23 protein-coding genes and 1 other RNA gene are annotated in these 26,953 nt (G+C 65.8%); 19 read left to right on the forward strand and 5 right to left on the reverse strand.

The window, feature by feature from the left end:
• Window positions 1-17 precede the first annotated feature (17 nt).
• Window positions 18-1,826, forward strand: coding sequence for a single-stranded-DNA-specific exonuclease RecJ (recJ, locus tag GTK09_RS02040; protein WP_376767933.1), 1,809 nt, complete (start codon window positions 18-20; stop codon window positions 1,824-1,826).
• 135 nt (window positions 1,827-1,961) lie between these two features.
• Here recJ and GTK09_RS02045 read toward each other — a convergent pair whose 3' ends face one another.
• The 4 genes from GTK09_RS02045 to GTK09_RS02060 form a co-directional block, all read right to left on the reverse strand.
• A complete protein-coding gene (locus GTK09_RS02045; protein ID WP_163460796.1) occupies window positions 1,962-2,330 on the reverse strand; it encodes a helix-turn-helix domain-containing protein in 369 nt (122 codons plus the stop codon).
• Window positions 2,331-2,342: 12 nt separating this feature from the next.
• Window positions 2,343-2,654, reverse strand: a complete 312-nt coding sequence (locus GTK09_RS02050) for a hypothetical protein (RefSeq protein WP_163460797.1) — start codon at window positions 2,652-2,654, stop codon at window positions 2,343-2,345.
• Between the two features lie 1,171 nt (window positions 2,655-3,825).
• A complete protein-coding gene (locus GTK09_RS02055) occupies window positions 3,826-5,013 on the reverse strand; it encodes a lytic murein transglycosylase (protein ID WP_163460798.1) in 1,188 nt (395 codons plus the stop codon).
• A gap of 69 nt (window positions 5,014-5,082) precedes the next feature.
• Window positions 5,083-5,931 (reverse strand): glycoside hydrolase family 25 protein, encoded by an 849-nt coding sequence (locus GTK09_RS02060; RefSeq protein ID WP_246217637.1) that lies wholly within the window; start codon window positions 5,929-5,931, stop codon window positions 5,083-5,085.
• Between the two features lie 340 nt (window positions 5,932-6,271).
• On the opposite strand from GTK09_RS02060, the gene GTK09_RS02065 reads away from it, so the two are divergent.
• The 12 genes from GTK09_RS02065 to ftsW all read left to right on the forward strand — a co-directional run bounded on the left by GTK09_RS02065 (window position 6,272) and on the right by ftsW (window position 19,220).
• Window positions 6,272-6,985, forward strand: coding sequence for a J domain-containing protein (locus tag GTK09_RS02065; RefSeq protein WP_163460799.1), 714 nt, complete (start codon window positions 6,272-6,274; stop codon window positions 6,983-6,985).
• Window positions 6,986-6,999: 14 nt separating this feature from the next.
• Window positions 7,000-7,776, forward strand: coding sequence for an N-acetylmuramoyl-L-alanine amidase (locus tag GTK09_RS02070; protein ID WP_246217638.1), 777 nt, complete (start codon window positions 7,000-7,002; stop codon window positions 7,774-7,776).
• Window positions 7,777-7,892: 116 nt separating this feature from the next.
• An RNA gene (gene rnpB, locus GTK09_RS02075) (RNase P RNA component class A) lies at window positions 7,893-8,347 on the forward strand.
• A 607-nt stretch (window positions 8,348-8,954) separates the two neighbouring features.
• A complete protein-coding gene (gene mraZ, locus GTK09_RS02080; protein ID WP_163460976.1) occupies window positions 8,955-9,425 on the forward strand; it encodes a division/cell wall cluster transcriptional repressor MraZ in 471 nt (156 codons plus the stop codon).
• Complete coding sequence (rsmH, locus tag GTK09_RS02085; RefSeq protein ID WP_163460801.1) at window positions 9,425-10,459, forward strand: 16S rRNA (cytosine(1402)-N(4))-methyltransferase RsmH; 1,035 nt, start codon at window positions 9,425-9,427, stop codon at window positions 10,457-10,459. The genes mraZ and rsmH overlap by 1 nt, the downstream gene beginning before the upstream one ends.
• 3 nt (window positions 10,460-10,462) lie before the next feature.
• The gene (gene ftsL, locus GTK09_RS02090) at window positions 10,463-10,819 is read left to right on the forward strand and encodes a cell division protein FtsL (RefSeq protein ID WP_163460802.1); all 357 of its coding nucleotides are present in this window, start codon (window positions 10,463-10,465) and stop codon (window positions 10,817-10,819) included.
• Window positions 10,816-12,567, forward strand: a complete 1,752-nt coding sequence (locus GTK09_RS02095; RefSeq protein ID WP_163460803.1) for a peptidoglycan D,D-transpeptidase FtsI family protein — start codon at window positions 10,816-10,818, stop codon at window positions 12,565-12,567. Before ftsL ends, GTK09_RS02095 begins: the two co-directional genes overlap by 4 nt.
• A gap of 64 nt (window positions 12,568-12,631) precedes the next feature.
• Window positions 12,632-14,080, forward strand: a complete 1,449-nt coding sequence (locus GTK09_RS02100; RefSeq protein ID WP_163460804.1) for a UDP-N-acetylmuramoyl-L-alanyl-D-glutamate--2,6-diaminopimelate ligase — start codon at window positions 12,632-12,634, stop codon at window positions 14,078-14,080.
• A complete protein-coding gene (locus GTK09_RS02105; RefSeq protein ID WP_163460805.1) occupies window positions 14,077-15,564 on the forward strand; it encodes a UDP-N-acetylmuramoylalanyl-D-glutamyl-2,6-diaminopimelate--D-alanyl-D-alanine ligase in 1,488 nt (495 codons plus the stop codon). Before GTK09_RS02100 ends, GTK09_RS02105 begins: the two co-directional genes overlap by 4 nt.
• A complete protein-coding gene (gene mraY / locus GTK09_RS02110; RefSeq protein WP_163460806.1) occupies window positions 15,561-16,643 on the forward strand; it encodes a phospho-N-acetylmuramoyl-pentapeptide-transferase in 1,083 nt (360 codons plus the stop codon). Before GTK09_RS02105 ends, mraY begins: the two co-directional genes overlap by 4 nt.
• A gap of 10 nt (window positions 16,644-16,653) precedes the next feature.
• Window positions 16,654-18,054, forward strand: coding sequence for a UDP-N-acetylmuramoyl-L-alanine--D-glutamate ligase (gene murD / locus GTK09_RS02115; protein ID WP_163460807.1), 1,401 nt, complete (start codon window positions 16,654-16,656; stop codon window positions 18,052-18,054).
• On the forward strand, window positions 18,051-19,220 hold the full coding sequence (ftsW, locus tag GTK09_RS02120) for a putative lipid II flippase FtsW (RefSeq protein WP_163460808.1): 1,170 nt from the start codon (window positions 18,051-18,053) through the stop codon (window positions 19,218-19,220). Before murD ends, ftsW begins: the two co-directional genes overlap by 4 nt.
• Before the next feature lie 114 nt (window positions 19,221-19,334).
• On the opposite strand, the gene GTK09_RS02125 is transcribed toward ftsW, so the two are convergent.
• Entirely contained in the window at window positions 19,335-19,967 is a 633-nt protein-coding gene (locus tag GTK09_RS02125) for a TetR/AcrR family transcriptional regulator (RefSeq protein WP_163460809.1), read from the reverse strand.
• A 137-nt stretch (window positions 19,968-20,104) separates the two neighbouring features.
• On the opposite strand from GTK09_RS02125, the gene GTK09_RS02130 reads away from it, so the two are divergent.
• From GTK09_RS02130 to GTK09_RS02155, 6 genes are all read left to right on the forward strand, one after another.
• A complete protein-coding gene (locus tag GTK09_RS02130) occupies window positions 20,105-20,932 on the forward strand; it encodes an FAD binding domain-containing protein (protein ID WP_163460810.1) in 828 nt (275 codons plus the stop codon).
• Window positions 20,932-21,483 carry a (2Fe-2S)-binding protein gene (locus GTK09_RS02135; protein WP_163460811.1) on the forward strand — a complete coding sequence of 184 codons (552 nt, stop codon included), beginning with the start codon at window positions 20,932-20,934 and terminating at the stop codon, window positions 21,481-21,483. Before GTK09_RS02130 ends, GTK09_RS02135 begins: the two co-directional genes overlap by 1 nt.
• Entirely contained in the window at window positions 21,483-23,864 is a 2,382-nt protein-coding gene (locus tag GTK09_RS02140) for a xanthine dehydrogenase family protein molybdopterin-binding subunit (RefSeq protein ID WP_163460812.1), read from the forward strand. The genes GTK09_RS02135 and GTK09_RS02140 overlap by 1 nt, the downstream gene beginning before the upstream one ends.
• Before the next feature lie 45 nt (window positions 23,865-23,909).
• Window positions 23,910-24,962 carry a C4-dicarboxylate TRAP transporter substrate-binding protein gene (locus tag GTK09_RS02145; protein ID WP_163460813.1) on the forward strand — a complete coding sequence of 351 codons (1,053 nt, stop codon included), beginning with the start codon at window positions 23,910-23,912 and terminating at the stop codon, window positions 24,960-24,962.
• 70 nt (window positions 24,963-25,032) lie between these two features.
• Window positions 25,033-25,608, forward strand: coding sequence for a TRAP transporter small permease subunit (locus tag GTK09_RS02150; protein ID WP_163460814.1), 576 nt, complete (start codon window positions 25,033-25,035; stop codon window positions 25,606-25,608).
• Complete coding sequence (locus GTK09_RS02155; protein WP_163460815.1) at window positions 25,605-26,939, forward strand: TRAP transporter large permease; 1,335 nt, start codon at window positions 25,605-25,607, stop codon at window positions 26,937-26,939. The genes GTK09_RS02150 and GTK09_RS02155 overlap by 4 nt, the downstream gene beginning before the upstream one ends.
• Window positions 26,940-26,953 lie beyond the last annotated feature (14 nt).

Raw genomic sequence — 26,953 nt, forward strand, 5'->3', positions numbered from 1 at the left:
ATGAAGGGCCCGGTCCGATGTGTCGAGACGAAATGCCACCCACTACGACCCAACATTTTCTGGGCGTCGAGAGCTCCGCGTCGGGCCGGCGCTGGGTCAGTGCCTTGGACGTCAGAGGCGAGGCTGCCGCTCTTGCCATGTCGCAAAAGCTCGGCCTGCCCGACATCGTCGCGCGGGTTTTGGCGGCGCGCGGTGTCGAGACGGCGCTTGCGGCGCGCTTTCTGGAGCCGAAGCTGCGTCACGAGATGCCCGATCCCTCGGTCATGACCGACATGGATGCGGCGGCAGAGCGTCTCGCACGCGCAATCCTGCGGCGTGAAAAGGTTGCGATATTCGGCGATTACGACGTCGACGGCGCGGCTTCTTCGGCGCTGCTCTCGCGTTTTCTCACCCATTACGGGCTGGAGCCGGCGATCCACATACCGGATCGTATCACCGAGGGCTACGGCCCGAACCGTCCGGCGATCGACGAACTTGCCGAGGCCGGCGCGACGCTCCTCGTCTCGGTCGATTGCGGCACGTCGAGCTTCGAGACCTTCGAGCACGCCCGCGGCCGCGGCCTCGACGTGGTCGTCCTCGACCACCACCAGGCGGGCAGCGATATCCCGAGGGTCGTCGCCCTCGTCAATCCGAACCGCCAGGACGATCTGTCGGGCCTCGGCTATCTGGCGGCGGCGGGGGTCGTCTTCATGACGATCGTCGCGACCCAGCGGCTGCTTCGCGGCCGCTGTTCGCAGCCGCCGCTCGATCTGATGGGCCTTCTCGATCTCGTCGCCCTCGCCACGGTCTGCGACGTCGTTCCGCTGAAGGGGCTGAACCGGGCCATCGTGGTCCAGGGGCTTGCGGTCATGCGCCGCCAGCATAATGCGGGTTTGAAGGCTCTGTGCCGCGTCGCCCGGCTGTCCGGCCCGGTGCGCTCGGGGCATCTGGGATTTCTGCTCGGCCCGCGGATCAATGCCGGCGGTCGGATCGGCGACGCCGCTCTCGGAAGCCGGCTCCTGTGCCTCGACGACGAGGCGGCCGCCGATGCCATCGCCGAGCAGCTCGACGCGCTGAACCTGGAGCGGCAGGCGATGGAGGCGCGGATGCTGGCGGAGGCCGACGCAGAGGTCGCGGCCGAAATCGGAGCCGGCGAGGGGCCGCCGGTGGTCGTCGCCGCCTCGAAGGACTGGCACCCCGGTATCGTCGGTCTCATTGCCGCCCGCCTGAAGGAGCGTCACCGCCGCCCGGCCTTCGCGATCGCGTTCGATCAGAGCGGCAAAGGGACCGGTTCCGGGCGCTCGGTGACGGGCGTCGACCTCGGGCGCATCGTCCGGCAAGCGCTGGACCAGAATATCATCGAGAAGGGCGGCGGCCATGCGATGGCTGCGGGGCTGACGGTCCGGCGCGAGCGGCTCGGCGAGCTTCGCGCGTTCCTGGAAGCGTCGGCGCAGGCGGACGTTGCCGCGGCGAGGCGCAGCGACGCGCTTCGCATCGACGGGGCGGTCAGCGCCGCCGGTCTCACCATGCCACTCTACGAGATGCTGGAAAGGGCAGGGCCATTCGGCTCCGGACACGAGATGCCACTCCTGGCGGTGGCGCGGCACAGGGTGATCGACGCACGGATCGTGGGTAACGGACACGTCGCGGTTCGCCTCAAGGGCGAAGATGGCGTTGCGATGCGGGCGATTGCCTTCAAGGCGGCAGGCGGCGAACTTGGAGACCTGCTGATGTCAGGTCCGGCGATGCCGTTGCACGTGGCCGGGAGCCTGTCGGCGGACTATTTCCGCGGCGAGCAGACGGTAGGCTTCAGGATTGGCGACGCTGCCGTCGCGAAGTTTTCCTGACACGAGGCCACCGGACATGGCACTCGAACGGTCGGCGAAAGGTCGGCGAAGCCCGTCCTGCTTCGCGACTGACCTTTCGATCATCTCATGGCGCCATAGTCCGCGAATAAGTCCCGGGACAACGGCAGACGGATCTCACTCGGTGGTTTCAACCACGGGGTTGAGCGACGCCAGCAGGGCATCGAGAGCCCGGCGAGTCTCTGGGGAGAGGGCCTTCAGGTTCTTCAGCATCCGCAGATCGGCCTTCGACAGCGTGGGATACGCTTCGAAAGTCGGCATCTCTTCGAAAAACCAAGTGACCTCGCGGCCCAAGGTATCGGAGATCTCCCGCAGGCGACCCGCTGAAATTCGATTCAAACCTTTCTCATATTTCTGGACCTGCTGAAAAGTAATTCCCAGCGCTTCGGCCAGTTTTTCTTGAGACATACCCGTCTCCAGGCGCGCCAGCCGAATGCGGGCGGCGATTTGACGGTCTATATCTGAGGCAGCTTTTGAGTTACGCATCGTTCGACTATCTTATTGGTTTCGCTGCATCGACTGTTGGGTCAGAATTTTAATTGCCAAAGTCACCGCAGCGGCAGCTTCTGGACGGTCATGCTCTAACTCAGGAATTGCATAAATCAAAGCATGCAAAAGCGCATTTCGGTTGACGGATGCGGGAGGAAGTGCCCGCTCCGGTATCTGAAGTCGGTCGTCGCACGCGTAGATGGCAGCTTCCACGGCCCGCGCGGCAGCGAGCGAGAGGCCGCGCACGGCGGACAGGCTGGAGATAAGAAAGTGTGCAGCTTCTTGAGCCTGCGACAACCGCATGGTGTCCTCGGATATCATTGCCATTCCTCCCAAGTTTAGAGCTTTTGCCGTGCAGCCGAGGCACAACTTTCGTATTGGTTGTGGGCGAATTTGCCGCACCCCGGTCGGGAGATGCCAGCCAGCACCAGAGCCGGTTTTCCCAAGAACGGGCCGAGGCCGGCGCCTCCGTGACGATTCGGTGGTGGGAGGTGCTGGAGTTTCTGGGACCTGACTCGGCGCCGCGACGGCCGAGTGCGGCTGGCTGACGTCGCTTGACCGGCCCGATCCTTCAACCGGGGCTTCTCGTCATGAGCCGACATGATTGCCGCCTGAAGCCATGCGGCGGTCGGCGATGAAGGAAGGCGGCGGACCTTCTCCACCGCGCGCCTCCTGCGAATCGTTGAAGAGCGGAGAACCACCGTCGACCCCGCAGCTTTCCGATTGCTGCCGCGGCGCGTCCACTCGCGAAATGTATCGTCGGGTACGAAAAAGCCCATCGCTGCCTGCCGCGCTTCGGCGTGTTTATGAACACAACAATGAATCGAATTTTACGTCAACGCGTCATGTAACCGATTGCACTTCGCCAATCGCATCGTTCGCCAAAGTTGGAAGTCGAGAACGACAGATGTCGGGTTTGTCGTTGGTGCAATTGAAAGTAGATATTTAATATCAAATGCGCCCCATCGCGCGCGCGCCAGATCAAATCCGGAGCGTTGGCGTAAGTTGAATTGGCCCGAGCGCCTGCTTGGTCGCAGCGACTGGGGTCGACTGAAGTTGTAAACAATCGAAATCGGTTGCGAGACCGAGGAATATGCCTGAGCACATTCTCAACCTTGCGACGCGAGATCGGGTGATCTTCGTCCGGTCCGGGTGGTTGGGATGAAGCGACGATCGATTTTGCGAATTTTCTTCGTCGACCTCGGCTCGCCGCCGGAACATCGGGACGTCAGGAGGCGGTCGCGTCCGCGTCCTTTCCCACCGTCGCGAACTTGCGCGTCGATAGCCGTCTGGCCCAGCCGGTGTTCGGCCTTCGGTGCGAGTGGCATGAACGCGCCGCCACGAACCTCGCGGCGGTTGCGACGACGTCATACCAGAAGGCATTGAAAGTGACTCCTGGTTCCGATCCTGATCTTCGACAAGCGTTTGGCCTGGCATCGAAAATCGGGATGTGTGCAGCGGGCGGATGCGTCGGCATCCTCGCCCGCTGGTATCAGATTGCAGACAGCAGATCCGGAGTTGGCCAGCCGTCGGCAGCCATGCCCAGACGCAGCTGTTCCTGGCGGACGGCGGCCCGCGTGTTCTCGCCGACGATGCCGTCGACACCGCCGACGTCGTAGCCCTTGTCGACGAGTTTCTGTTGCAGAACTTTCGTCTGATCGACAGAGAGACCGGGCGCCGGATTGCCCATGTCGACGGGTTCCGCGCCGGCGAGGCGCGTGGCGAAATAGCCGGCCGTCAGCGAGTAGACGAGTGACTTGTTCCAGGCGAGATAGATGTCGAAGTTCGGAAAGGCGAGGAAGGCCGGTCCGTTTCGTCCCATCGGGAGGATCAGTGCCGCGGACAGCGAGTCGTTCTCGAGCGGCGATCCGTCGGCCTTGGTGACGCCGAGAGACGCGAAACTCGAGCGGGGCTCCTTGTTGACCAGCGCGGCACGGTCCCAGGGAAAGTCTGAGGGGACCTTCACCGCCTCGAGCCACGGCTCGCCCCGGCGCCAGCCGAGCGAGGCGATGTACTTGCCGGTGGTCATCAGGACGTCGGCGGTGTCCTTGCGCAGATCGACCCTGCCATTGTTGTCCTCGTCTGTGCCAAAGGCGACGTATTCCTCGGGCAGAAGCTGCGTCTGGCCGATCTCGCCGGCCCACGCGCCGCGCATCTCCTCCGGCCGCAGATAGCCCTTGTCGACGATCTCGATCGCGGCGATCAGATGCGGACGGAACAGCTCCGGCCGCCGGCAGTCATGGGCGAGCGTTGCAAGGGCGGGAAGCGTTTCGAAATCGCCGAGCACCGCGCCGTAGTCGGTCTCCAGTCCCCAGAAGCTGGTCGTCACTGCGGCGGGGACGCCGGTCTGGGCTTCGACGTGCTGAAACACGCTGGCGTATTTCTGCATGTTCTGCCGGCCGAGTTTCAGTCGGTAGCCGCTGACCATGCGGGTGGCGAACTGGCGCCAGTCCTGGGCGAAGACGCCTTGCGCGCGGTCGCTGGCGAGAACCTTCGGCTCGAGCCGCATGTCCGCCACCGCCGCATCGACGGCGCTCTGCGAAAGGCCTTTCGCCAGAGCTTCCTGCCTGACGCCCTCAAGAAAAGTCTCGAAATCGCCGCCGCACTGCTGGGCGCTGGCGCCCGCCGTTCCGGCTGCGAAGAGGCAAATTGTGGCGGCCAGACGCTGCAGAAGTGTCATGAAGTTCGGCTCCGGTGAAATCTCGTTCTCGATCGCGCCGTTAGCGCGTCTTGATGGCAGATTGAAGAACTATTTCGACAGATTGACCTTAAGCCACTTCACCCAGTCGTCTCGCGTTCCCGCAAACGCGTTCCGGTCGACGTCACCCCTGATCCCCGGGACGCTCCCGGTGGCGGTGTATTGCCAGAAGCGGAAGCGGCGGTTCTCGTAGACATTGTCCGGATGATCGGCGACGGCCCGGAGCCAGAATTCGTGGTTCGGGAATGCTCCCACCAGCCGCTCGCGATGCACGTCGATCGGGATGTAGAGGAGCGGCCGCTGGCCGTAGTGCCGCTCCAGCATGACCGACATCTTGCCGACTTCGCGGACGATCTCCTCGCGCGGCGGACGGATGGTGCAGGTCGGCGAGAACGGCGTCCACTCGACGTCGATCACTGGCGGCAGGGCGCCGCGCTGCTTGGGCACGTTTTCGATGAACCACTCGGCCTGCTCGTTGCCGGGCCGGCAATGGTACCAGAAATGGTAGGCCCCGCGGGGGATCCGGGCGGCGGCGGCCTTCGCCCAATATTCCTTGAAGCGGTCGTCGAGCCGGTCGCCGCCTTCGGTCGCCTTCATCCAGACGAAGGAAACGCCGCCGTCGCGCGCCGCCTCCCAGTCGATGTCGCCCTGATATTTGGCGACGTCGACGCCATGCACCGGATATTGATGGGATGCTTCGGCCGAGAAGTCGGAAAGCCCGAGACCTTCCACGCTCATCGTCGTCGATCGGCAGCCGGCAAGACCGGCAGTGGCGAAGAGGCCCGCGAGGACGGCGCGGCGCGACAAGCCGGTTGCCGCATTCGGGCCGGGCCGGGCGATCCGCGTGTCCCGTCCATCGTTCCAGCCATTCATCGTCGACGAGCCCTTATGATCAGCCAAGCGAAATTCCCTGCGTAAGAGCCAGCGCTCGAACAAGGCCGAGCGCATGCCGCCGGCTCCAGGGCCCGAACGGGCTCGGCCAGCGTACCATGTCGGCCCAAGTCAACATGAGCAACTTGACCGGGCCTTGACGGGATGCGCTTGACCGAGCCTCACCGAGGCGCGATAGCGAAATCGTGTTTGCGTCCCGGCCGATCTTGGGCGACGGTGCGGTCCAATGCTGCGGCGCTTCCTCCTGGTCGAAGCAGCGCTAACTTTCCGATCGGGAGCCGTTCCGGGGCGATGGGCATCGCCCGGTCGGCGGAAGCGCCCGAGATGCGAAGCGGACGGGTCAAAGCCGATGGCGATCTTTTCCACCTTCAGCGCCCTCCTGCAGGCGGTGTCCGGCGGCGGTCGGGCAACGCTCGGGGCAATCCTGGAAGCCATCAGGTCGCTCTTCGCCGGCGATCCGGAGACCCGGCAGAAGGTCGCCTTTTCCGTGGCGATCATCGCCTTGTCCGCCAAAATGGCGAAAGCCGACGGCATCGTCTCGCCCTCCGAGATTTCCGCCTTCCGGCAGATCCTGGAGATTCCCCCGGAGGAGATGAGAAACGTCTTCCGGCTCTACGACATCGCCAATCAGGACATTGCCGGCTTCGAAGTCTACGCAGCGCGCTTGCGGGCCCTTTGCGAAGACGAGAACGGCAACTGCCAGCTGCTCGGCGACGTCCTCGACGCGCTGTTTCACATCGCCAAGGCGGACGGGCTCGTGCATGAACGCGAACTTGCCTTCATCGAAGAGATCGCGACGATCTTCGGCCTCGACGAGGCGGCTTTCACGCGGCTGCGCGAGCGCCACATCGCCGGACCCAACAATCCATACGCGGTGCTCGGCCTCGACGACGACGCGACACCGGGCGAGACACGGCGGCGCTATCTGACGCTGGTCAAGGAGAACCACCCCGACAGGCTTGTCGCCAGGGGCGTTCCCGACGAGTTCATGTTCATCGCGTCCGAGCGGATGAAGGCGATCAACGAGGCCTATTCGAAGATCGCCAAGCGAGAAGCGGCTTGATTCGCGATTCGTCGTTGGTCGACGAAATTCGCCCGTCGCCGAACTTCAACGCGCGTCGTTGTCTCGGCGGCGCCAGTCTGCTGATCCTCCACTATACCGGCATGGGCAGCGGCGAGGGGGCGGTGCGCTGGCTTCAGGATCCGACGAGCGAAGTCTCCTGCCACTATGTCGTCCATGAGGACGGCCGGATCGTCCAGATGGTGCGCGAGGCCGATCGTGCCTGGCACGCAGGGCAGGGCAGCTGGCAAGGCGTCTCGGACGTCAATTCGCTGTCGCTCGGCATCGAGATCGTCAATCCGGGCCATGCGGGAGGCTGCCCGGATTATCCGGACCGTCAGATCGAGGCGGTGATGCGGCTTTGTGCCGACATCCTTTCCCGCCATCCGATCCTTCCCGAGCGGGTGCTCGCCCATTCCGACGTCGCGCCTGCCCGCAAGCAGGATCCGGGCGAGAGATTCCCCTGGGAGCGGCTGCACCATGCCGGCATCGGCCATTACGTGCGGCCGGCCGCGATCTGCGGGGGGGCCAGCCTTTGCGAGCGCGACGCGGGTGACGAGGTTGCCGCCTGGCAGCGACGGCTGGCCGCCTATGGCTACGAGGTGGCGCCGACGGGACGGTTCGATGCCCCGACGGTGCACGCTACCGCTGCATTTCAGCGCCACTTCAGGCCGGCTCGCGTCGACGGCATCGCCGACGCCTCGACGGTGCGCACCCTGGATGCGTTGATCGCCGCCCTCCCAAGCTCGACGGCGAGCCCCATGGCCAGCGCTCGGGCCGTGACGACGGCATGATGGCCGCCCCTGTCCGATCCGCATGACCTTCGCCCGAGCCGGTACCTCGGCGCAGGCATCCTGGCGCCGGCACCTTGGCAATTGACAAGTGCCGCCCCGTGGTCGAGTGAGGGCCGTCAGCCGGCCGGGCGGCCGCTCCCGTCACATGCCGAAAGGCGGCGGGGGAGGAAAGTCCGGGCTCCACGGAGAGACGGTGCCGGATAACGTCCGGCGGGGGCGACCCCAGGGAAAGTGCCACAGAAACCAGACCGCCCCGCCTACAGTACGGCTCGGCCTCCATCGAGGCTTGGCGTCGAAGCTCGCGATCGAGCCGCACTGTTGGCGGGGTAAGGGTGAAAAGGTGGGGTAAGAGCCCACCGCGGCGCTGGCAACAGCGGCGGCATGGTAAACCCCACCGGGAGCAAGACCGAATAGGGACGACGTGGCGTGGGATTTCGTCCCACCGCCGGCCTCTCTCCGGGTCAGTCGTCCGGGTGGGTTGCTAGAGGCGGTCCGCAAGGGCCGTCCCAGAGGAATGGTCGCCGGGCGGCTTTGCCGCTCACAGAACCCGGCTTACAGGCCGGCTGACACCACCCCCTTCGCCCCTTCGCTTTTTCGGCCCGAAGACGGTTGACCGAATTGCGACACCGCCGCCAGACGGGTCACCCTCCACGATCCGGTGCGGCCTTGCCATCCGCGCTGCGGAGATGTCGACGTTCACTCGCCGATCTGCCGACGCGTGTTCTCCTCCGACCAGATCCGTAGCCGGCTCGCGAATTTCGTGCGCGGCCGGGTCACATCGCTCGTCCATGCTGCGATGCGGTGTCGAAGGCCTTGTGCCACAGGCCTTGCGCGCTGTGCGACCGTTCCCATAGCCAAATTAGAAGCATCCATGACCAAGCTGGAATTCGTTAATATTAGTGGGACGTTAACGGCTCGTGGATAGGCTGGCGACTTCCTCGAACGAACGGCGCGACAGGTCGCTTCCCATTGACGCCCACGGACGCCCATGCTATCCCAAAAGCCATATCCAACGGGCCGTTTCAGGCCTCCATTCAAGCAAAGCGTGTCGTGCTTCCGGCCGTCGGAAGAAGCGGGTGGGGCTTCGTCGCAAGCCTTGGCCGGGGAATTGTGTTGTGCCTTCCATCGGGTGGATGCGGGGGTCGGGATGCCTGGCAAGGTGGATCGTGTAGTTGTCGATGGACCGCTTCCTCTCAAGCTACGTCCACAACGTCGATTCCAAGGGGCGGGTGTCCGTTCCCTCGCAGTTTCGCCAGGTGATCGAGCGCCGCGGCATTCGCGAGCTGTTCGCCATGCGCGCGCTCTCGCAGCCGGCGATCAACGTCGGTGGGCCGGAGATGATGGAGCATTTCGAGAAGCAGATGGAGGCGCTCGATCCATTCAGCGATCTCTATCAGGAGATGGCGCTCTACGCCTATGGCGACGGGGCCTATCTGAAGACCGACACGGAGGGGCGTATCCTGATGACCGATTTCATTCGGTCCCACACGGGGATCGCGGACCGCGTCACCTTCGTCGGTATCAAGGACACGTTCCAGCTCTGGGAACCGGAGCGTTTCGATGCGGTGCGAGGAGCGCTGCGCGACCGGTTGCGGGAGAAGCTGACTGGGGGTCGGGGGGCTTCGGTCTCCACCGAGACACCGGAATAATGGCGGGCGACGAAGGGACCGAGGATCCCGGCGTTGGCGGACCAGTCCGTCATGTTCCGGTGCTTTTGGAAGAAGTGGTCGGCGCGCTTGCGCCGGCCACTGGCGCCATCATCGTCGACGGCACCTTCGGCGCCGGCGGTTACAGTCGGGCGATCCTCGAGCGCGGTGCGAACGTCGTCGCCATCGATCGCGATCCGACGGCAATCGCCGCGGGGCAGGCCCTGCTGCGCGAGCACGCCGGTCGTCTCGCCCTCGTCGAGGGCCGCTTCTCCGAGCTCGATCGCGTCGCCGCCGAACGGGCGCCCGGCGGCGTCGACGGCGTCGTTCTCGACATCGGCGTCTCCTCCATGCAGATCGACCAGGCCGAGCGCGGCTTCTCCTTCCAGAAGGACGGACCGCTCGACATGCGCATGGGCAGCCATGGCGCCACTGCCGCGGATGTCGTCAACACGCTGAAGGTCGGCGATCTCGCGCGCGTCCTCGGCTTCCTCGGCGACGAGCGCCAGGCCGGCCGGATCGCCCGGGCGATCGTCGCGCGGCGCGGCGAGCGGCCGTTCGAGCGGACGCTGGATCTCGCTCAGGTGATCGCCGGCGTAGTGGGGCGCTCGCCCAAGGACAAGATCGACCCGGCCACCCGCAGCTTTCAGGCGCTGCGCATCTTCGTCAACGACGAGCTGGGCGAACTCGCCCGGGCCCTCGTCGCCGCCGAAAAGGTCCTCAAGCCCGGTGGTCGGCTCGTCGTCGTCACCTTCCATTCGCTGGAGGACAGGATCGTCAAGCGCTTCCTCAAGGATCGCGCCACGCAGCCTTCGGGCTCGCGGCACCTGCCGAATGTCGGTCTCCACGCGATCACCTTTTCCGCCAGCAACAAGGCGGTGGCGGCGAGCGAGGCCGAGGCCGACCGCAATCCGCGGGCGCGTTCGGCGAAACTGCGGTCCGGCATCCGGACCGCGGAGGCGCCGCGCAAGCCGGCGGAGGCCCTCGACTTCGCTGGACTGCCGAGCCTTGTCGACCTGCCCGAGACCGGAGCGTAAGCCGTGCTGAAGACACTCAACGCCCTCCTGATCGCCGCCATGCTGGGGGCAGCCGCCTATACCTACGACATCAAGCACGAAGCCGAGCTGCTCGAAGCCGAGGTGTCCAAGGTCGATCGCAAGATCGCGCTCGAGAAGGAGACGATCTCGCTGCTCGAGGCGGACTGGACGCTTCTGGAGCAGCCCGGCCGTCTGCAGCGGCTCGTCGACATTTATGCCGAAGAGCTGCAGCTGAAGCCGATCCGTCCCGAGCAGATCGTCGAGCCCGACGAACTTCCCGCACCGCGAGCCGTGCCGCTTCCCGCGCCCATCCCCCAGGAAGGGCGCCTTGCCTACAACACCGGGACGAGCCAGCCATGAAGCGCTTCATCTCCGCCTTGAGACGCACGTCCCGTCCGGCCGCACCCGTCGCCGGCGAGACCGGCTCCAGCCGGGCGGCACGCATCCCTGGCCGCCGACGGCCGGGGCGCGATGCGCCGCAGAGTTCCGGCCGCTTCGCGCTGGCGATCGGTCTCTTCGCCGCGGTCTATATCGTCATCGGTGCGCGGCTCGTCGAATGGGGCGTCGCCCCTGGCGAGACGGCCACCTATTTCCGCTCCAACCCGATCATGAGCGCCCGCCCGCAGATCCTCGACCGTGACGGCCGGGTGCTGGCGACCGACATCACCACCTTCTCGCTGTTCGCCGAGCCGCGCCGGGTCATCGATGCCGACGAGGCGAGCGAGCTTTTGCTGACGGTGCTTCCCGATCTCGATCCGAAGTGGCTCTACAAGAAGCTGTCGGGCGAGCAGGGATTCGTCTGGCTACGTCGCGAGCTCACCCCCGGCCAGAAGCAGGCGATCCTCGATCTCGGCATTCCCGGCGTCGGCTTCCGCTCGGAGAAGAGCCGCTTCTATCCCGGGCGCAGCACCGCCGCCTACATCGTCGGCCACGTCAACGTCGACAACCAGGGCACGGCGGGGATGGAGAAGTGGATCGACGATCAGGGCTTCCGGGCCCTGCAGAATTCCGGTCTTGCCACAGAAACCGACCTGACGCCGGTGAAGCTCTCGATGGACCTCAGGGTCCAGCACATCGTCCAGGACGAGATCGAGCAGGCCATGCAGCGCTACCAGTCGCTGGCCGCCGGCGGCATCGTGCTCGACGTCGAGACCGGCGAGGTTGTCGCCATGACCTCGGTGCCCGACTACGACCCGAACGTCCCCTCCCAGGCGCTCGACAAGAACCGGCTGAACCGCATGTCGGCGGGCCTCTACGAGATGGGCTCGACCTTCAAGACCTTCACCACCGCGATGGCGCTCGACTCCGGCAAGGTGAAGCTCACCGATTCCTTCGACGCCACGAAGCCGATCCGCATCGGCGGCTTCTCCATCAGCGACTTCCACGGCAAGCGCCGCGTCCTGTCGGTGCCGGAGATCTTCATCTATTCCTCCAACATCGGCACGGCGCAGGAGGCCGAGAAGGTCGGCATTCCGGGGCACCAGGCGTTCCTGACCAAGCTCGGCCTGCTGAGCAAGTGGGACACCGAGCTTCCGGAGGTCGCGACTCCGACCCAGCCGAAGGTCTGGAAGCTGATCAACTCGATCACGATTTCCTTCGGCCACGGCGTCTCGACGACTCCCATGAACACGGCCGTTGCGGCTGCTGCCCTGATGAACGGCGGCAAGCTCATCCCGCCGACCTTCCTGCCACGCAGCAAGGAGGAGGCCGATGCGATCGCCGAACGCGTCGTCTCCGAGAAGACCAGCGAAGAGATGCGCTATCTGTTCCGGCTCAACGTCGCAGACCAGCGCGGCTCCGGCAACAACGCCGACATCAAGGGCTACCGGGTCGGCGGCAAGACCGGCACGGCCAACAAGGTGGTGCAGGGCCGCTACTCCGACACCAAGAAGTTCAACGCCTTCCTGGCGTCGTTCCCGATCGACCATCCGCGCTACATCGTCCTGACCGTCATCGACGAGCCGAAGGCGGAAAAGGGCAAGTATTACGCGACCGCCGGCATGAACGCGGCGGTCATGGCCGGCAACATCATCCGACGGTCGGCGACCTTCCTCGGTGTCCATCCCGAATTCGGGGAGACCGGAAAGTCCTTGCTCGTCTCGTATTAGGCTCTAGAAGACGGGTCATTCCGCCGGCTCGATGCCGGCGTCTGACCGCGCAAGGACAAGGTCGATGCAGCTCTCCCTTCTGGCACAGGGGCTCGGCGCCATCGAGGGCGGTACCGACCCCGACGTCACATCCTTGACCGCCGATTCGCGGAAGGTGCAGCCCGGCGCGCTTTTCGCGGCATTGCCGGGGACGAAGGTCGACGGCTCGGCCTTCGTCGCGGATGCCGAGGCGAAAGGCGCGGCGGCGCTTCTGTGTCCCGAGGGGGCGAGCGTCGCCTCGCCGCTTCCGATCGTTCGCAGCGCCGATCCGCGCCACACGCTCGCCGTCATGGCGGCTCGGTTCTACGGTCCACAGCCCGAATGTCTCGTCGCCGTGACCGGCACAGCGGGCAAGACCTCCATCGCCACCTTCACGCGGCAGATCTGGGAGAAGGCCGGCTACGCCGCGGCCTCGATCGGCACCACCGGCGTCGTCTCGCCGAGCCGCACGATCGACGGCACGTTGACGACGCCCGATCCGATCGAACTCGCCGAGCTGCTTTCGGGCCTGGCCGCCGACGGCGTCACCCACGCCGCGATGGAAGCGTCGAGCCACGGTCTCGACCAGCGCCGGCTCGACGGCGTCCGCCTCAGCGCCGCCGCCTTCACCAATCTCGGCCATGATCACCTCGACTACCACCCGGATGCCGAGAGCTATTTCCAGGCGAAGATGCGGCTGTTCACGGCGCTTCTGCCGAGCGGCGGCGCGGCCGTCGTCAATGCCGATGACGCCTGGTCCGGCCGGGCGATCGAGGTCGCGACAGGGACGTCGGCCAAGGTGATGACGGTCGGCCGCAAGGGCGATTTCCTCAAGCTGAAGCGGCTCGAACACGAACGCTCGCGGCAGATCGCTGAGATCGAGGCCGAGGGCCGCATCCACCGCATCGTCCTGCCGCTCGCCGGCAGCTTCCAGATGGCCAATGCGCTGGTCGCCGCGGGCCTCGCGATCGCGACGGGGGTTCCCGTCGAGGACGCGTTGATGTCGCTCGAAGGGCTGAAGGGCGCCAGCGGGCGGCTGGAACTCGCCGGCACCACGGCGGTCGGCGTTCCGGTCTTCGTCGACTACGCCCACAAGCCCGAGGCGCTGGAAAACGTCATCACCTCGGTGCGCCCCTTCACCACCGGCCGTGTCGTCGTCGTCTTCGGCTGCGGCGGCGACAGGGACCGGGCCAAGCGTCCGATGATGGGCGAGATCGCGACGCGTCTCGCCGACGTGGTCATCGTCACCGACGACAATCCCCGCTCGGAGGATCCTGCCCGGATCCGCGCCGCGATCATGGCCGCCGCTCCGGGCGCGAGGGAGGTCGGCGATCGCCGTCTGGCGATCCGGGAGGCGATCCACGGCTCGGCGCCGGGCGACACCGTGATCGTTGCCGGCAAGGGACATGAAACCGGCCAGAAGATCGGCGAGGTGACGCAGCCTTTCAGTGACCACGCGGAAGTGCGGGCGGCGATTGCGGAGCTTCATGGATGACGGAACTGCTTTGGGAGACGGCCGTCCTCATCGACGCGCTGCAGGCGCGCCCGATGGGCGATCTGCCCGAGGGCGTGACCGGTATCTCCATCGATACCCGCAGCCTCGAAAGTGGCGAAGCCTTCTTCGCCATCAGGGGCGAGCGCTTCGACGGCCATGATTTCCTGTCGACCGCGCAACGGGCCGGTGCCGGCATCGCCGTCGTCGCCGAGCAGAAGCTGCCGGCCCTCGGCCGGGTGCAGATCCCGATGCTGGTGGTCGACGACGTCCTGAAGGCGCTATCCCGGCTCGCCGAGGCCGCCCGTGCGCGGTCCAAGGCGAAGATCGTCGCGGTGACCGGCAGCGTCGGCAAGACCACCACCAAGGAAGCGCTGCGCCACGGCCTTGCCGCAGTCGGCAGCGTCCATGCGAGCGCCGCTTCCTTCAACAATCACTGGGGCGTCCCGCTGTCCCTCGCCCGGTTGCCGGCCGAGACGAGCTATGCCGTCTTCGAGATCGGCATGAACCATCCGGGCGAGATCCGCCCGCTGGTCAAGCTCGTTCGTCCCGACGTCGCCATCGTCACCTTGATCGCGCCGGCCCATCTCGGCCATTTCCGCGACCTCGACGAGATCGCCGAGGCGAAGGCGGAGATCTTCGAGGGCGTGGTGCCGGGCGGCACGGCGATCCTGAATGCCGACGATCCGAAATGCGGCCTGCTCGCCGACTATGCCCGCAAGACAGGCGTCGCCAATATCGTGACGTTCGGCGAGGGTGCCGGCGCCGATTTCAGGCTGATCGCCTACGAGGCGACGCGCGAGGGCGCCAAGGTCGACGCGGAGATCGCCGGCGAGCCGCTGCGCTTCTCGCTGGCGACGCCCGGCCGCCACATGGCTCAGAACGTTCTCGCCGTTCTCGGCGCGTGTCATCGCATCGGCGCCGACGTCGAGAAGGTCGCCTCGGCGCTGGCGGGGTGGCGCGCCGTCAAGGGCAGGGGCGCCCGCCACAGCCTGAGTCTCCCCGGCGGCGGCAAAGTCACGCTCGTCGACGACAGCTACAACGCCAATCCCGCCTCGATGCGCGCTGCCCTGGAAGTCCTGTCGCGGGCCGAGCCGGGCAAAGGCGCCCGGCGCATCGCCGTCCTCGGCGACATGCTGGAGCTCGGCACGTCTTCGGGTGAACTGCACGCCGCGCTGAAGGAACACGTCCTTGCGGCGAAGACCGATTTGGTATTTCTCGCCGGCGAAGAGATGAAGGCACTCGACGCGGCCCTGGCGGGCTCGCTGGTCTGCCGGTGGCACGAGAGCAGTGACCAACTCCTCGCCGATCTCGAAAGCACCATGGGCGACGGCGACGTCGTCCTGGTGAAGGCCTCCAAGAGTATTGGATTTTCCCGCTTGGTCGAAACCCTGCTGTCACGCCACGAAGATGAGACGGGGGCGGATAGACCCTCCGCCGAGCGCGGACCCGCGATGGCGGAGAAGACCTCGGGAGAGGCCAAATGATGGCCTATCTGGCGGAATTCGCCGACACCGTCCCGCTCTTCAACGTCTTCCGCTACATCACCTTCCGCACCGGCGCGGCGATGATCACCGGCTTCATCGTCGTCTTCCTGTTCGGGCCTGCGATCATCGCCGCCCTGAGGCTGCGACAGGGCCGCGGCCAGCCGATCCGTGCGGACGGACCGCAGACCCACTTCAAGAAGGCTGGTACGCCGACCATGGGCGGGCTGATGATCCTGTCCAGCGTCATCGTCTCGACGCTGCTCTGGGCGGACCTGCGCAACATCTACGTCTGGACGGTACTGCTGGTTACGATTGGTTTCGGCGCCATCGGCTTTTACGACGACTATCTGAAGGTGACGAAGCAGAGCGACCTCGGCTTTTCCGGCCGGGCGCGACTGGCGCTGGAATTCGTCATAGCCGGCCTCGCCGTGGGGGCGATCGTCTATGCCGGGACGGACAGTTTCGCGACCTCGCTCGCCTTCCCCTTCATCAAGGAAGTGCTGCTGAACCTCGGCCTGTTCTACGTCGTCTTCGGCGCTTTCGTCATCGTCGGGGCGGCCAATGCCGTCAACCTGACCGACGGGCTCGACGGCCTCGCCATCGTGCCGATCATGATCGCCGCCGCCGCCTTCGGTCTGATCGCCTACATCTCGGGCAACGTGAACTTTTCCAACTACCTGCAGATCCACTACGTCGCCGGCACCGGCGAGCTCTCGCCCCTTTGCGGCGCGGTGATCGGCGCCGGCCTCGGCTTCCTGTGGTTCAACGCGCCGCCGGCGGCGATCTTCATGGGCGACACCGGCTCCCTGGCGCTGGGCGGCATGACCGGGGCCATCGCCGTCGCCACCAAGCACGAAATCGTCCTCGCCATCATCGGCGGGCTCTTCGTGATCGAGGCGATGTCGGTGATCATCCAGGTCGCGTCCTTCAAGCTCACGGGCAAGCGCGTGTTCCTGATGGCGCCGATCCATCACCATTTCGAGAAGCTCGGCTGGACGGAAAGCCAAGTGGTGGTACGCTTCTGGATCATCGCCTTCATGCTTGCCTTCGTCGGTCTGTCGACGCTGAAACTGAGATGAGTGAGACGAGATGATTCCCGTCACCAGCCTCGCCGGTGAACGTGTCGCCCTTTTCGGCCTCGGCGGATCGGGCCTTGCCACGGCCGAGGCGCTCGTCGCCGGCGGCGCCGACGTTCTCGCCTTCGACGACAATCCGGCCAGCGTCGAAAAGGCGGCAGAGGCCGGCATCGGGACGGGTGATCTCAGGGGTGCCGACTGGACGCGGCTGTCCGCGCTCGTCCTGTCGCCCGGTGTGCCGCTCACCCATCCGAGGCCGCATTGGAGCGTCGATCTCGCCCGCATCCATCAGGTGCCGGTCATCGGCGACATCGAACTCTTCGCCCGCGAGCGAAGGGCGCGAGCCCCCGCGGCGCCGTTCGTGGCCATCACCGGCACCAACGGCAAATCGACGACGACGGCGCTGATCGCCCACTGTCTGAGGGTCGCCGGCAAGGATACCCAGCTCGGCGGCAATATCGGCGTCGCCGTCCTCACCCTCGATCCGCCGACGCCCGAGCGCCACTATGTCGTCGAGTGCTCGTCCTACCAGATCGATCTGGCGCCATCGATCGAGCCGACCGTCGGCCTTCTCCTCAATCTGTCGCCCGACCATCTCGATCGTCACGGCAGCATGGGCAATTACGCCGCGATCAAGGCCCGGCTCGTCGCCAATGCCGAGATGGCGGTGATCGGCATCGACACCGAGCCCTGCCGGCACATTGCCGAGGGCCTCGCCTCCGACGGCAGGGACGTGACCCGGATCTCGCAGTCCGCCGTTCTCGATCGTGGTGTCGGCTTCGACGGCAGGAGCCTCGTCCGAAGGATGGAGGGCTTCGCCGAGGCGCGATTCGATCTGTCGTCCATCGGCTCCCTGCGCGGGCGCCACAACGCCCAGAACGCCGCCGCGGCAGTCGCCGCGTTGACCCGTCTCGGCATCGACGACGAGACGATCACCAAAGGCCTGACGAGCTTTCCCGGCCTCGTCCATCGCATGGAGCAGGTCGGCCGCGCCGGCCCGGTCCTCTTCGTCAACGATTCCAAGGCGACCAACGCCGATGCCGCGGCGCCGGCGCTGGCGGCGTTTCAGCGCATCTACTGGATTGCCGGCGGCCTTCCGAAGGAAGGCGGCATCGCGCCTCTGAAGCCGTATTTTCCGCGCATCGCCAAGGCCTATCTGATCGGCGAGGCGGCTCCCGCCTTCGCCGCCACTCTTGGTGAACGAATTCCTTACGAAATCTCTGGCACACTATCGGTCGCCGTCGAACATGCGGCGGCCGATGCGAAGGCGGCCGGAGAGGATTGCGTGGTTCTCCTGTCTCCGGCCTGTGCGAGCTTCGATCAGTTTCGGAATTTCGAGGTTCGGGGCGATGCTTTCCGCGCGGCGGTGGCAGGGCTGCCGGGCATCGAGGAGATCGGCGGAGAAGCCCGATGATGAGTGCAGTGACGAGGCGGGAGACGGCGACGCTTCTCACGGATTGGTGGCGAAGCGTCGACAAGTGGCTTCTCGCCGCCTTCCTGATCCTTTTGGTCGCCGGCTTCATGCTGTCCTTTGCGGCAAGTCCGCCGGTCGCCGAGCGGATCGGGCTCGAGCCGTTCCACTTCGTCAAGCGGCACGCGCTCTTCCTCGCCCCCTCGGTCCTGGTGATGCTGGCCACCTCCATGCTGTCGCCCCGCGGCGTGCGGCGAGCCTCCTTCTTGATCCTTATCGGGGCAATCATCCTGATGATCGCCGCGCTGTTCTTCGGAACGGAGATCAAGGGCGCCCGGCGCTGGATCGACTTCGGCCCGCTCAACATCCAGCCGTCGGAATTCATGAAGCCCTGCTTCATCGTCATCTGCGCCTGGCTTTTGGCTGAAAAGGTCAAGCGCGCCGACGTGCCGGGCAATCTCTACGCGTTGATCCTGCTCCTGATCGTCACGGCGCTGCTCGTCGCCCAGCCCGATCTCGGCCAGACCATGCTCGTCGCCGGCGCCTGGGGCGGGCTCGTCTTCATGGCCGGCCTCTCCTGGCTGTGGATCGTCATGCTCGGGGGCGTCGGCCTTGCCGGCGCGGCGAGCGCCTATTTCATGTTCGACCACGTGGCGAGCCGCATCAACCGGTTCTGGACCGGCGAGGGCGACACCTTCCAGACCGACCGGGCGCGCGAGGCGATCCTCAACGGCGGCTGGCTCGGCCAGGGACCGGGCGAGGGAACGGTGAAGCGGCTCCTGCCGGACAGCCACACCGACTTCGCCTTCTCGGTTCTCGCCGAGGAATTCGGCATCATCGCCTGCATGGTCCTGGCGACGCTCTTCGCCTTCGTCGTCCTGCGCGGGCTTTCCACGGCGCTGAAGCAGCGCGATCCCTTCGTGCGCCTGTCGATCTGCGGCCTCGTCTTCATCTTCGGCCTGCAGTCGATCATCAACATGGCGGTGAACCTGCAACTGATGCCGGCGAAGGGCATGACGCTGCCCTTCATCTCCTATGGCGGCTCGTCGATGCTGGCGATCGCCATGTCCGCCGGCTTCATCCTCGCTCTCACCCGCAAGCGGGCGGAGAACCGTTCCTACACCGACAAGCTCGTGCACAGGACGTGGGTGCTGCACGGGGCGACGTGATCGGTGGCGGGGACAGCGCTGGGTATGGGAGGATCGCCAAGCGAGCCAGGGGACTCGCGGCGATCCGCCCCGCGACAAGGCGAGGGATCTCGACTTTAGGCCCCGTCGTCCCCGTCATGGTCCTTCGACGTCGAACGACCCGAGGAAGCGCCCGATGGCGCGGTCGATCTCGTGCTGGGGATCCTCCGGTGTCGGCATGCGGTAGATGTGCTGACGTATGCCGAGATACACGATGCCGCCGTGGAGCGACCACAGATCTTCCAGCGTCGGCTCTGAAGGGCTCGACGCGGCGACGCGAATTTCCTTCAGAAGAGGCTCCAGCAGCGTCTTGCTCAGATGGGTCAGATAGCGCTTGTTCAACTCCGCCCCGGCAAGCCCGGAGAACATGAAGATGCGCATCCAGTCGTGGTCGAAGATGCGACTGCCATAGTCGCGATAGAAGATCGACATGCGCTCGCCGATCGGCCGTGACCGGTCGCAGATCAGCGTCGGCCAATCCGGAGAGATGCGCTCCAGATAGACGCGGCCATAGACCGCCTCGATCAGATCCTGCTTGGTTTCGAAATATTTGAAGATCAGCGACTGGGTCACCCCGAGGCGCCTTGCAAGCTCGCGGGTCTTTCCGTCGAGACCGACCTCGGCGAAGAAACGCACCGCCTCGTCGACGATCTGCTGCTGGCGTTCCTCCGGTGGAAGGCGCCGTCGATCGATTTCGGGCCGTGCTTCGGCCGGTTCCGTTCCACCCATCGCGATTCCATTCGTTTCCGTCGCCGCCCCTCCTTGATCGAACGGCCGATCTGACGCAATATACGCTTTAATGATCGATCGATGAACAAGATCGATCGATCATTTGGGCCTGGGAGGGTCCTCGGGAGGAGATGATCATGAAGGCTTCCATCGGAGGCTACACGCGCGCCGAGACGGTGTCGCATGCGCTTTCGCTGCTCGCCGAGGCGAACGGGGCAGGGCGCCTTCTGGCGGGGGGGCAGAGCCTCATCGCGGCGCTCAATCTCGGCACGACCTCCGGCGACATGTTGATCGACATCGCGGGGATCGGCGCATTGCGCGGCGCGAGAATCGATGGCAACCGGCTGATCATCGGCGCGCTGACGCGCCATGCGGACATCGCCAGCGACCCGCTGATCGCAGAGCATGCACCGCTGCTGGCCAAAGCCGCGCCACTGGTCGCCCATGACGCGATCCGCAATCGCGGCACCATCGGCGGCTCCCTGGCCTATGCCGATCCGGCGGCCGAGTACCCGGCCTGTGCCATCGCACTCGACGCGACGATCATTCTGGAAGGGCCGAACGGAACCCGCCAAGTCGCGGCCCAGGACTTCTTTCTCGGACTGTTCGAAACGGCGCGGGCGGACGACGAAATCCTCGCCGCGATCGCCGTGCCGATGGCGGCGGACGGCGAGCGGCACGTGATCCGCGAGGCCGCGCGCCGGTCCGGCGACTATGCGCTTGCAGGCCTTGCCGTCGTCAGGCGCGACGGCCGCCATCGCATCGGCGCCTTCGCGCTCGGCGACCGCCCGCTTCTCTGCGAGGGTGCCATGGCCGCTCTCGACGGCGGCGACATCGACGGTGCGGTCGCGGCCCTGGCGACGGACGTCGATCCGACCAGCGACACCCAGGCGAGCGCTGCCTATCGCCGCCACCTTGCCGGCGTTCTGTTGCGCCGGATCGCGATAGACCTTGGAGTGGGCTGATGACGGACAGTTTCCAGAGCCGGATCGACCTCGAAATGACGATCAACGGCGAAGCGGTGGAGCTGACGGTGCCGGCCGGCCGTCATCTGATCGACGTCCTGCGTCACGATCTCGGCCTGACCGGTTCGCATGTCGGATGCGAGCACGGCGTCTGCGGTGCCTGCACGATCCTCGTCGACGATTCTACGGTGCGCGGCTGCCTGACGCTCGCTGCGCAGTTGCAGGGATGCGAGGTCTGGACGATCGAGGGGCTGACCGAAAAGGGCGTGATCGCCGATCTCCAGAAAGCGTTCGTCGAGCGCAACGCGCTGCAATGCGGCTACTGCACGCCGGGCATGCTGGCCTCGGCGAAGGCGCTGGTCGAGGCGGAGGGGGTGCCGAGCCGCGAGACCATTCGCGAGCACATGTCGGGAAACTACTGCCGCTGCACCGGCTACGAGGCTATCGTCGACGCGATCGAGACCGTGGCGCGCCAGCGCGCCGACGAAACCGGGGCGCGTTCACGCGCCGGCGAGACCGTAGCCAAAGCGCGTGCCGGAGCGAGAAGCTGATGACCATCCGTTTCGACGATCCGAACCGACCGAACAGCTATATCGGCCGCACGGTCCCCCGGCCGAATGCAGGCCGCCTCGTCGCCGGGCGCGGCCGCTATGTCGATGACATCACGCTTCCGCGGATGGTCCATGTGGCCTTCGTGCGCAGCCCCCATGCGCATGCGCGGATCGGCGCGATCGAAACGGGTGAAGCCGAGACGCTGAAGGGCGTCCTGCGGGTTTTCACCGGACGCGATCTTGCCGAGGTCTGCACACCCTGGGAAGGCAAGCTTCTCCATCTCGAAGGCATGAAGACCCCGCCGCAGCATCCGCTCGCTCTCGACCGCGCCTGCTGGGTGGGCGAACCGGTCGTCGCGGTCGTCGGCCGGACGCGCGCCGACGCGGAAGCCGGCGCCGCACTCGTCGAGGTCGAGTTCGAACCACTGCCCGTCGTCACCGACATCCGGACCGCGCTCGATCCGGATACGCCCGTCCTGCACGAGGCGCTCGGCGACAATCTCTGCTTCCGCAAAGCCAACGAGAAAGGCGAGGTCGACCGGATCTTCGCCGAAGCGCACAAGGTCGTCGAGGCGTCGTTCAAGACCGCGCGCCACACGGGCGTGACGTTGGAACCGCGCGTCATCCTGGTCGACTGGAACGCCGGCGACGGCGAGATGACGGCGCATGTCTCGAACCAGGCGCCGCACATGTTGCAGCTGCTCCTCGCCGGCCACCTCGACATCCCGGAAAGCCGGGTGCGCGTCGTCTGCGGTGATGTCGGCGGCTCCTTCGGCGTGAAGGTCCACGTCTATCCGGACGAGGTCGCGACCGCGGCCATCGCCAAGATCATGGAACGGCCGGTCAAGTTCACCTCCGACCGCATGGAAGCCTTCATCGGCGACATTCACGCCCGCGATCACGAGGCGACCGGGCGGATCGCGCTCGACGAGAGCGGCAAGATCCTCGGTTTCGACGTCGACGACTGGACCGGCATCGGACCCTATTCGATCTATCCGCGCACCTCGGCCGTCGAGGGCCTGCAGGTCACCAATCTGATCGGCGGCCCTTACGTCTTCGACCATTACCGCTGCCGCACGTCGGTCGTCTTCCAGAACAAGGGCATCTGCGCCCAGTATCGGGCGGTCGGCCATCCGGTCGCCGTGGCGATCACCGAAGGGCTCGTCGACAAGGCGGCGGCCGAGATGGGCATCGACCCGATCGAACTGCGCCGCCGCAATCTGATCGCCGACGATGCCTATCCGCTGACCACGGCCGCGGGCCTGAAGCTCGAGGGACTCTCCCATCACAGAAGCCTCGATGCCCTCGTCGAGGCGATGGACTACGAGGCCCTGCGCGCCGAACAGAAGGCGCTTCGCGAGAAGGGCATTCATCGCGGCATCGGCATCGCCAGCTTCATCGAGCTGACCAATCCATCCCCCTTCATGTACGGCATCGGCGGCGCCAGGATCTCGGCGCAGGACGGTTGCACGGTTCGCATGGACCCGGATGGTTCGGTCGTCGCTCTGACGGGCATCACCGAACAGGGGCAGGGCACCGAGGCGATCATGGCCCAGATCGTCGCCGAAGCCGTCGGCGTGTCTCCCCAGATGGTCCGCATTGTGACCGGTGACACCCGCGTCACGCCGTTCGGCGGCGGCACATGGGCCTCGCGCGGCGCCGGCATCGGCGGCGAGGCGGCGCTTCAGGCGGGTCGTGCGGTGCGCGGGCAGGCGCTCGAGGTCGCCGCGTCGATGCTGCAGGCGAAAGCCGGCGATCTCGACATTCGCGACGGCATCGTCGTCGATGCGGCCACCGGCGAGGAGCGCATGGCGCTCTCCGAGGTCGGGCGCGTCGTCTATTTCCGCGGGGACACGCTGCCGAAGGGGCTGCCGCGCGAACTGATGCAGACGCGGCACTTCATCACCTCGAACTACCCCTATGCCTTCACCAACGGCGTCCAGGCCTCCTATGTCGAGGTCGATGTCGAGACGGGCTTCGTCAAGCTCCTGAAGCACTGGTGCGTCGAGGATTGCGGACGCATCATCAACCCGCTTCTCGTCGACGAGCAGATCCGCGGCGGCATCGTCCAAGGCATCGGCGCGGCGCTGTTCGAGGAGATCTGCTACGACGGCGAGGGCCAGATCCTGAACGGCACGATGGCCGACTATCTGGTGCCGATGTCGGGCGAAATGCCGGACATGATCATCCGCCATGTCGAGACGCCGACCGAGGAAAGCGAACTCGGGGCGAAAGGCGCGGGAGAGGCCGGCACCGCCGGTGCGCCGGCCGCCGTCATGAACGCGATCAACGACGCCATCCGCCCGCTCGGCGGGTCCGTCACGCATATGCCCTTCACGCCGGAACGCATCTTGCGCGCGCTCGGCACGATCACTGACTGATATCATCGAGGCCGCCCGGGCGGCCGCATCTGGGAGGAATGAACGATGAAGAAACTGCTTCTGGCATCGACCGTCATGGTCGGGCTCGCAGGCTCCGGCGCAGTCGCGCAGGAAAGCATCACCGTCAATATCGGCTCGTCGCATCCCGAACAGAACATCTGGGTCTATGCGATGAAGAACACCTTCCAGCCCACGGTCGACAAGATCCTTGCCGAGAAGGGCGAGTATCAGGTCGAGTGGGCGGAAGCCTACGGCGGCACCCTCTACAAATACACCGACACCCGCGAAGCCGTTCAGGACGGCATCGTCGACGTCGGGATGGTCGGCACGGTCTGGGAGGGCTCCACCATGCCGCTGCAGAACGTCACCTATTTCACGCCCTTCGCCACTGCCGACCACAAGATGCTGATCGAGATCTTCGACGAGCTGAACGCCAGCCAGCCGGATCTCGTCAAGAGCTGGGACAGCTCGAACATGGTGCCTTTGTCCTCGCTGATCACCGACAGCTACGACGTCTATGCGACCTTCCCGGTGAACGAGATGAAGGATCTCCAGAACCGCCGGCTGAACGCCCCCGGCACCTCGGCCAACTGGCTGCAGGGCACCGGGGCGACGCCCGTCGACGGCGCGCTGACGACCTACTACACCAACATCCAGACAGGCGTGACCGAGGGCACGCTGTCCTTCGCCTCGGGCATCCTGCCGACCCGCGTCTACGAGGTCGCGCCGGAGTTGACGCGCGTCGGCATCGGCTCGATGTATTTCGGCTCGATCGCCGCCAACAAGGACTTCTTCGACGGACTGCCCGAGCCGGTGCAGGAGGCGTTCCGCGAGGCCGGCAAGGCGACATCGAAAGCCCATGGAGACTACGTATCGAAGCTCGCCGAAAAGGCGATGACGGACATGCAGGCCGCCGGTCTCAAGGTTCACGACCTTCCCGACGATCAGAAGGCGGCTTGGGTGAAGGGCCTGCCGGACATCGTCCAGCCCTGGCTCGACCAGACCGGCGACGCCGGCAAGGCGGTCCTTAGCTCCTATTTCGCCGCCCTGCGCGAGCGTGGTGCGACGCCGCTGCGCAACTGGGACGAAGGCCGCTGATCCGATCACCCCGTAATGCGACCGCCCGGCACCGTCGGGCGGCCTTCTTGTCCCGAACGTTCGAGCGATCATGAGCGAACCCAACATCATGGAACCGCAGCAGGCGGAGGGCGAGATCATCCCCGCCTTCGCCGAGGCGCCGGTCGGCTTCGTGCTGGGTACGGTGACCGCCGTGCTGTCCTCCGTCGGCACTTTGTGGATCGGCTTTCTGATGGCGCTGATCGTCGCCGACGTGATCGGCCGTAATTTCTTCAACGCTCCCATCACGGGCGTGGCGGAGGTCGCGGGACATTCGGTCGTGGCCATCGTCTTCCTCCAGACGGCGGCGGCCATCATGCAGGGTCGCCTGACCCGTGCCGACTTCCTGTTCCGCCGGATCGCCGATCGCAGCCCGCGCTCCGGTGCCGCGCTGGAAAGCCTCTTCTGCCTTGTTGGTACTCTCGTCTTCGGCCTCGTCGCTTACGCGTCGTGGGACAAGATGGTCGCTGCCTTCATGCGGAGCGAATTCTTCGGTGTCCAGGGCGTCTTCACCGTGCCGACCTGGCCGTTCCGCGCGATCATCGTCGGAGGCTCGATCATCGCGGCGCTTGCCGCGCTCTACCGGGCCATTCATCGCAATCCGCTTCCCACGGGACAGGTCGAATGACCTCGCTCGAGATCGGCTTTCTCCTGATCGGCCTTCTCGTCGGGCTCGTCCTGTTCGGCATGCACATCGCCTATGCGCTTCTCGGCGTGGCGTTTCTCGGCATCTGGCTGATCCGCGGCAATATCGACCTGTCGCTGCGCATGCTCGAACTCACCGCCTATAGCGGCATCTCGGACTATCTCTTCGCCACCATCCCGCTCTTCGTCCTGATGGGGCTTCTGGTCAGCGTCTCGAATGTCGGACGGGACACGTTCGAAGTCGCGGAAGTTCTCCTGAAGCGCGTGCTCTGCGGGCTCGGCGTCGCGACCGTCGCGGCGAACACCGTCTTTGCGGCGGTCACCGGCGTCTCGATCGCCTCGGCGGCGGTGTTCACCCGCGTCGCCGTGCCGGAAATGACGCGCCACGGCTACAAGGCATCGTTCAGCGCCGGGACCGTCGCCGGCTCTTCGGTCCTCGGCATGCTGATCCCGCCGAGCCTGCTCCTGATCATCTACGGCGTCCTCGCCGAGGTCTCGATCGGCGGCATGTTCATCGCCGGCATCGTGCCCGGGGTGATGCTGGCGCTCGGCTTCGTGGTCATGCTGATGGCGCTGGCGGCCCTGGCGCCGGGTTTCGTCTTCTCCGACCCCGAGGCTGCGAGGTCTCGCCGGATGGATGCGAATGCCGGCCCGCACCTGACGCCCGGCGAGATCCTTCTGAAGCTCGTCCCGATCATCCTCCTGATCATTCTGGTCCTTGGCGGTCTCTATACCGGCTTCTTCACGCCGACCGAGGCCGGCGGCGTCGGCGCCTTCGGCGCGCTCCTCATCGCCATCGGCCGGCGCAGCCTCGACCGGCGCAAGCTCTGGCAGGTGATGAAGCAGACCGGCACCGTCTCAGTCTCCATCCTCTTGCTGCTCATCGCAGCGAGTTTCTATTCGCGCATGCTGTCGATTGCCGGGCTGCCGAACGCCATCCAGTCCCTCGTCGTCGACAGCGGCTTCGGCCACTGGGGCTTCGTCCTGCTCTATGTCGCGCTCGTCTTCCTGATGGGGATGATCCTCGACTCGACGTCGATCCTCCTCATCGTCGTGCCGATTGCCGCCCCGATCGCCCAGGGGCTCGGCTTCGACCTCTTCCATTTCGGCATCATAACCGTGCTGGCGGTCGAGATCGGTCTGTTGACGCCGCCCTTCGGCATCTCGGTGTTCACCGTTCACAACACGCTGAACGACCCGGGGACGTCGGTCGAGGCGATCTTCCTCGCGACGATGCCCTTCATCCTGGTGATGCTGATCGTCCTCGGGATCGTCATCGTCGCACCTCAGACCGCGACGCTGTTTCTCGGGTGAGCCGGCGCCGCTGG

Origin of the sequence: Jiella pacifica, assembly GCF_010500815.1 — a bacterium.
Classification (GTDB): domain Bacteria; phylum Pseudomonadota; class Alphaproteobacteria; order Rhizobiales; family Rhizobiaceae; genus Jiella; species Jiella pacifica.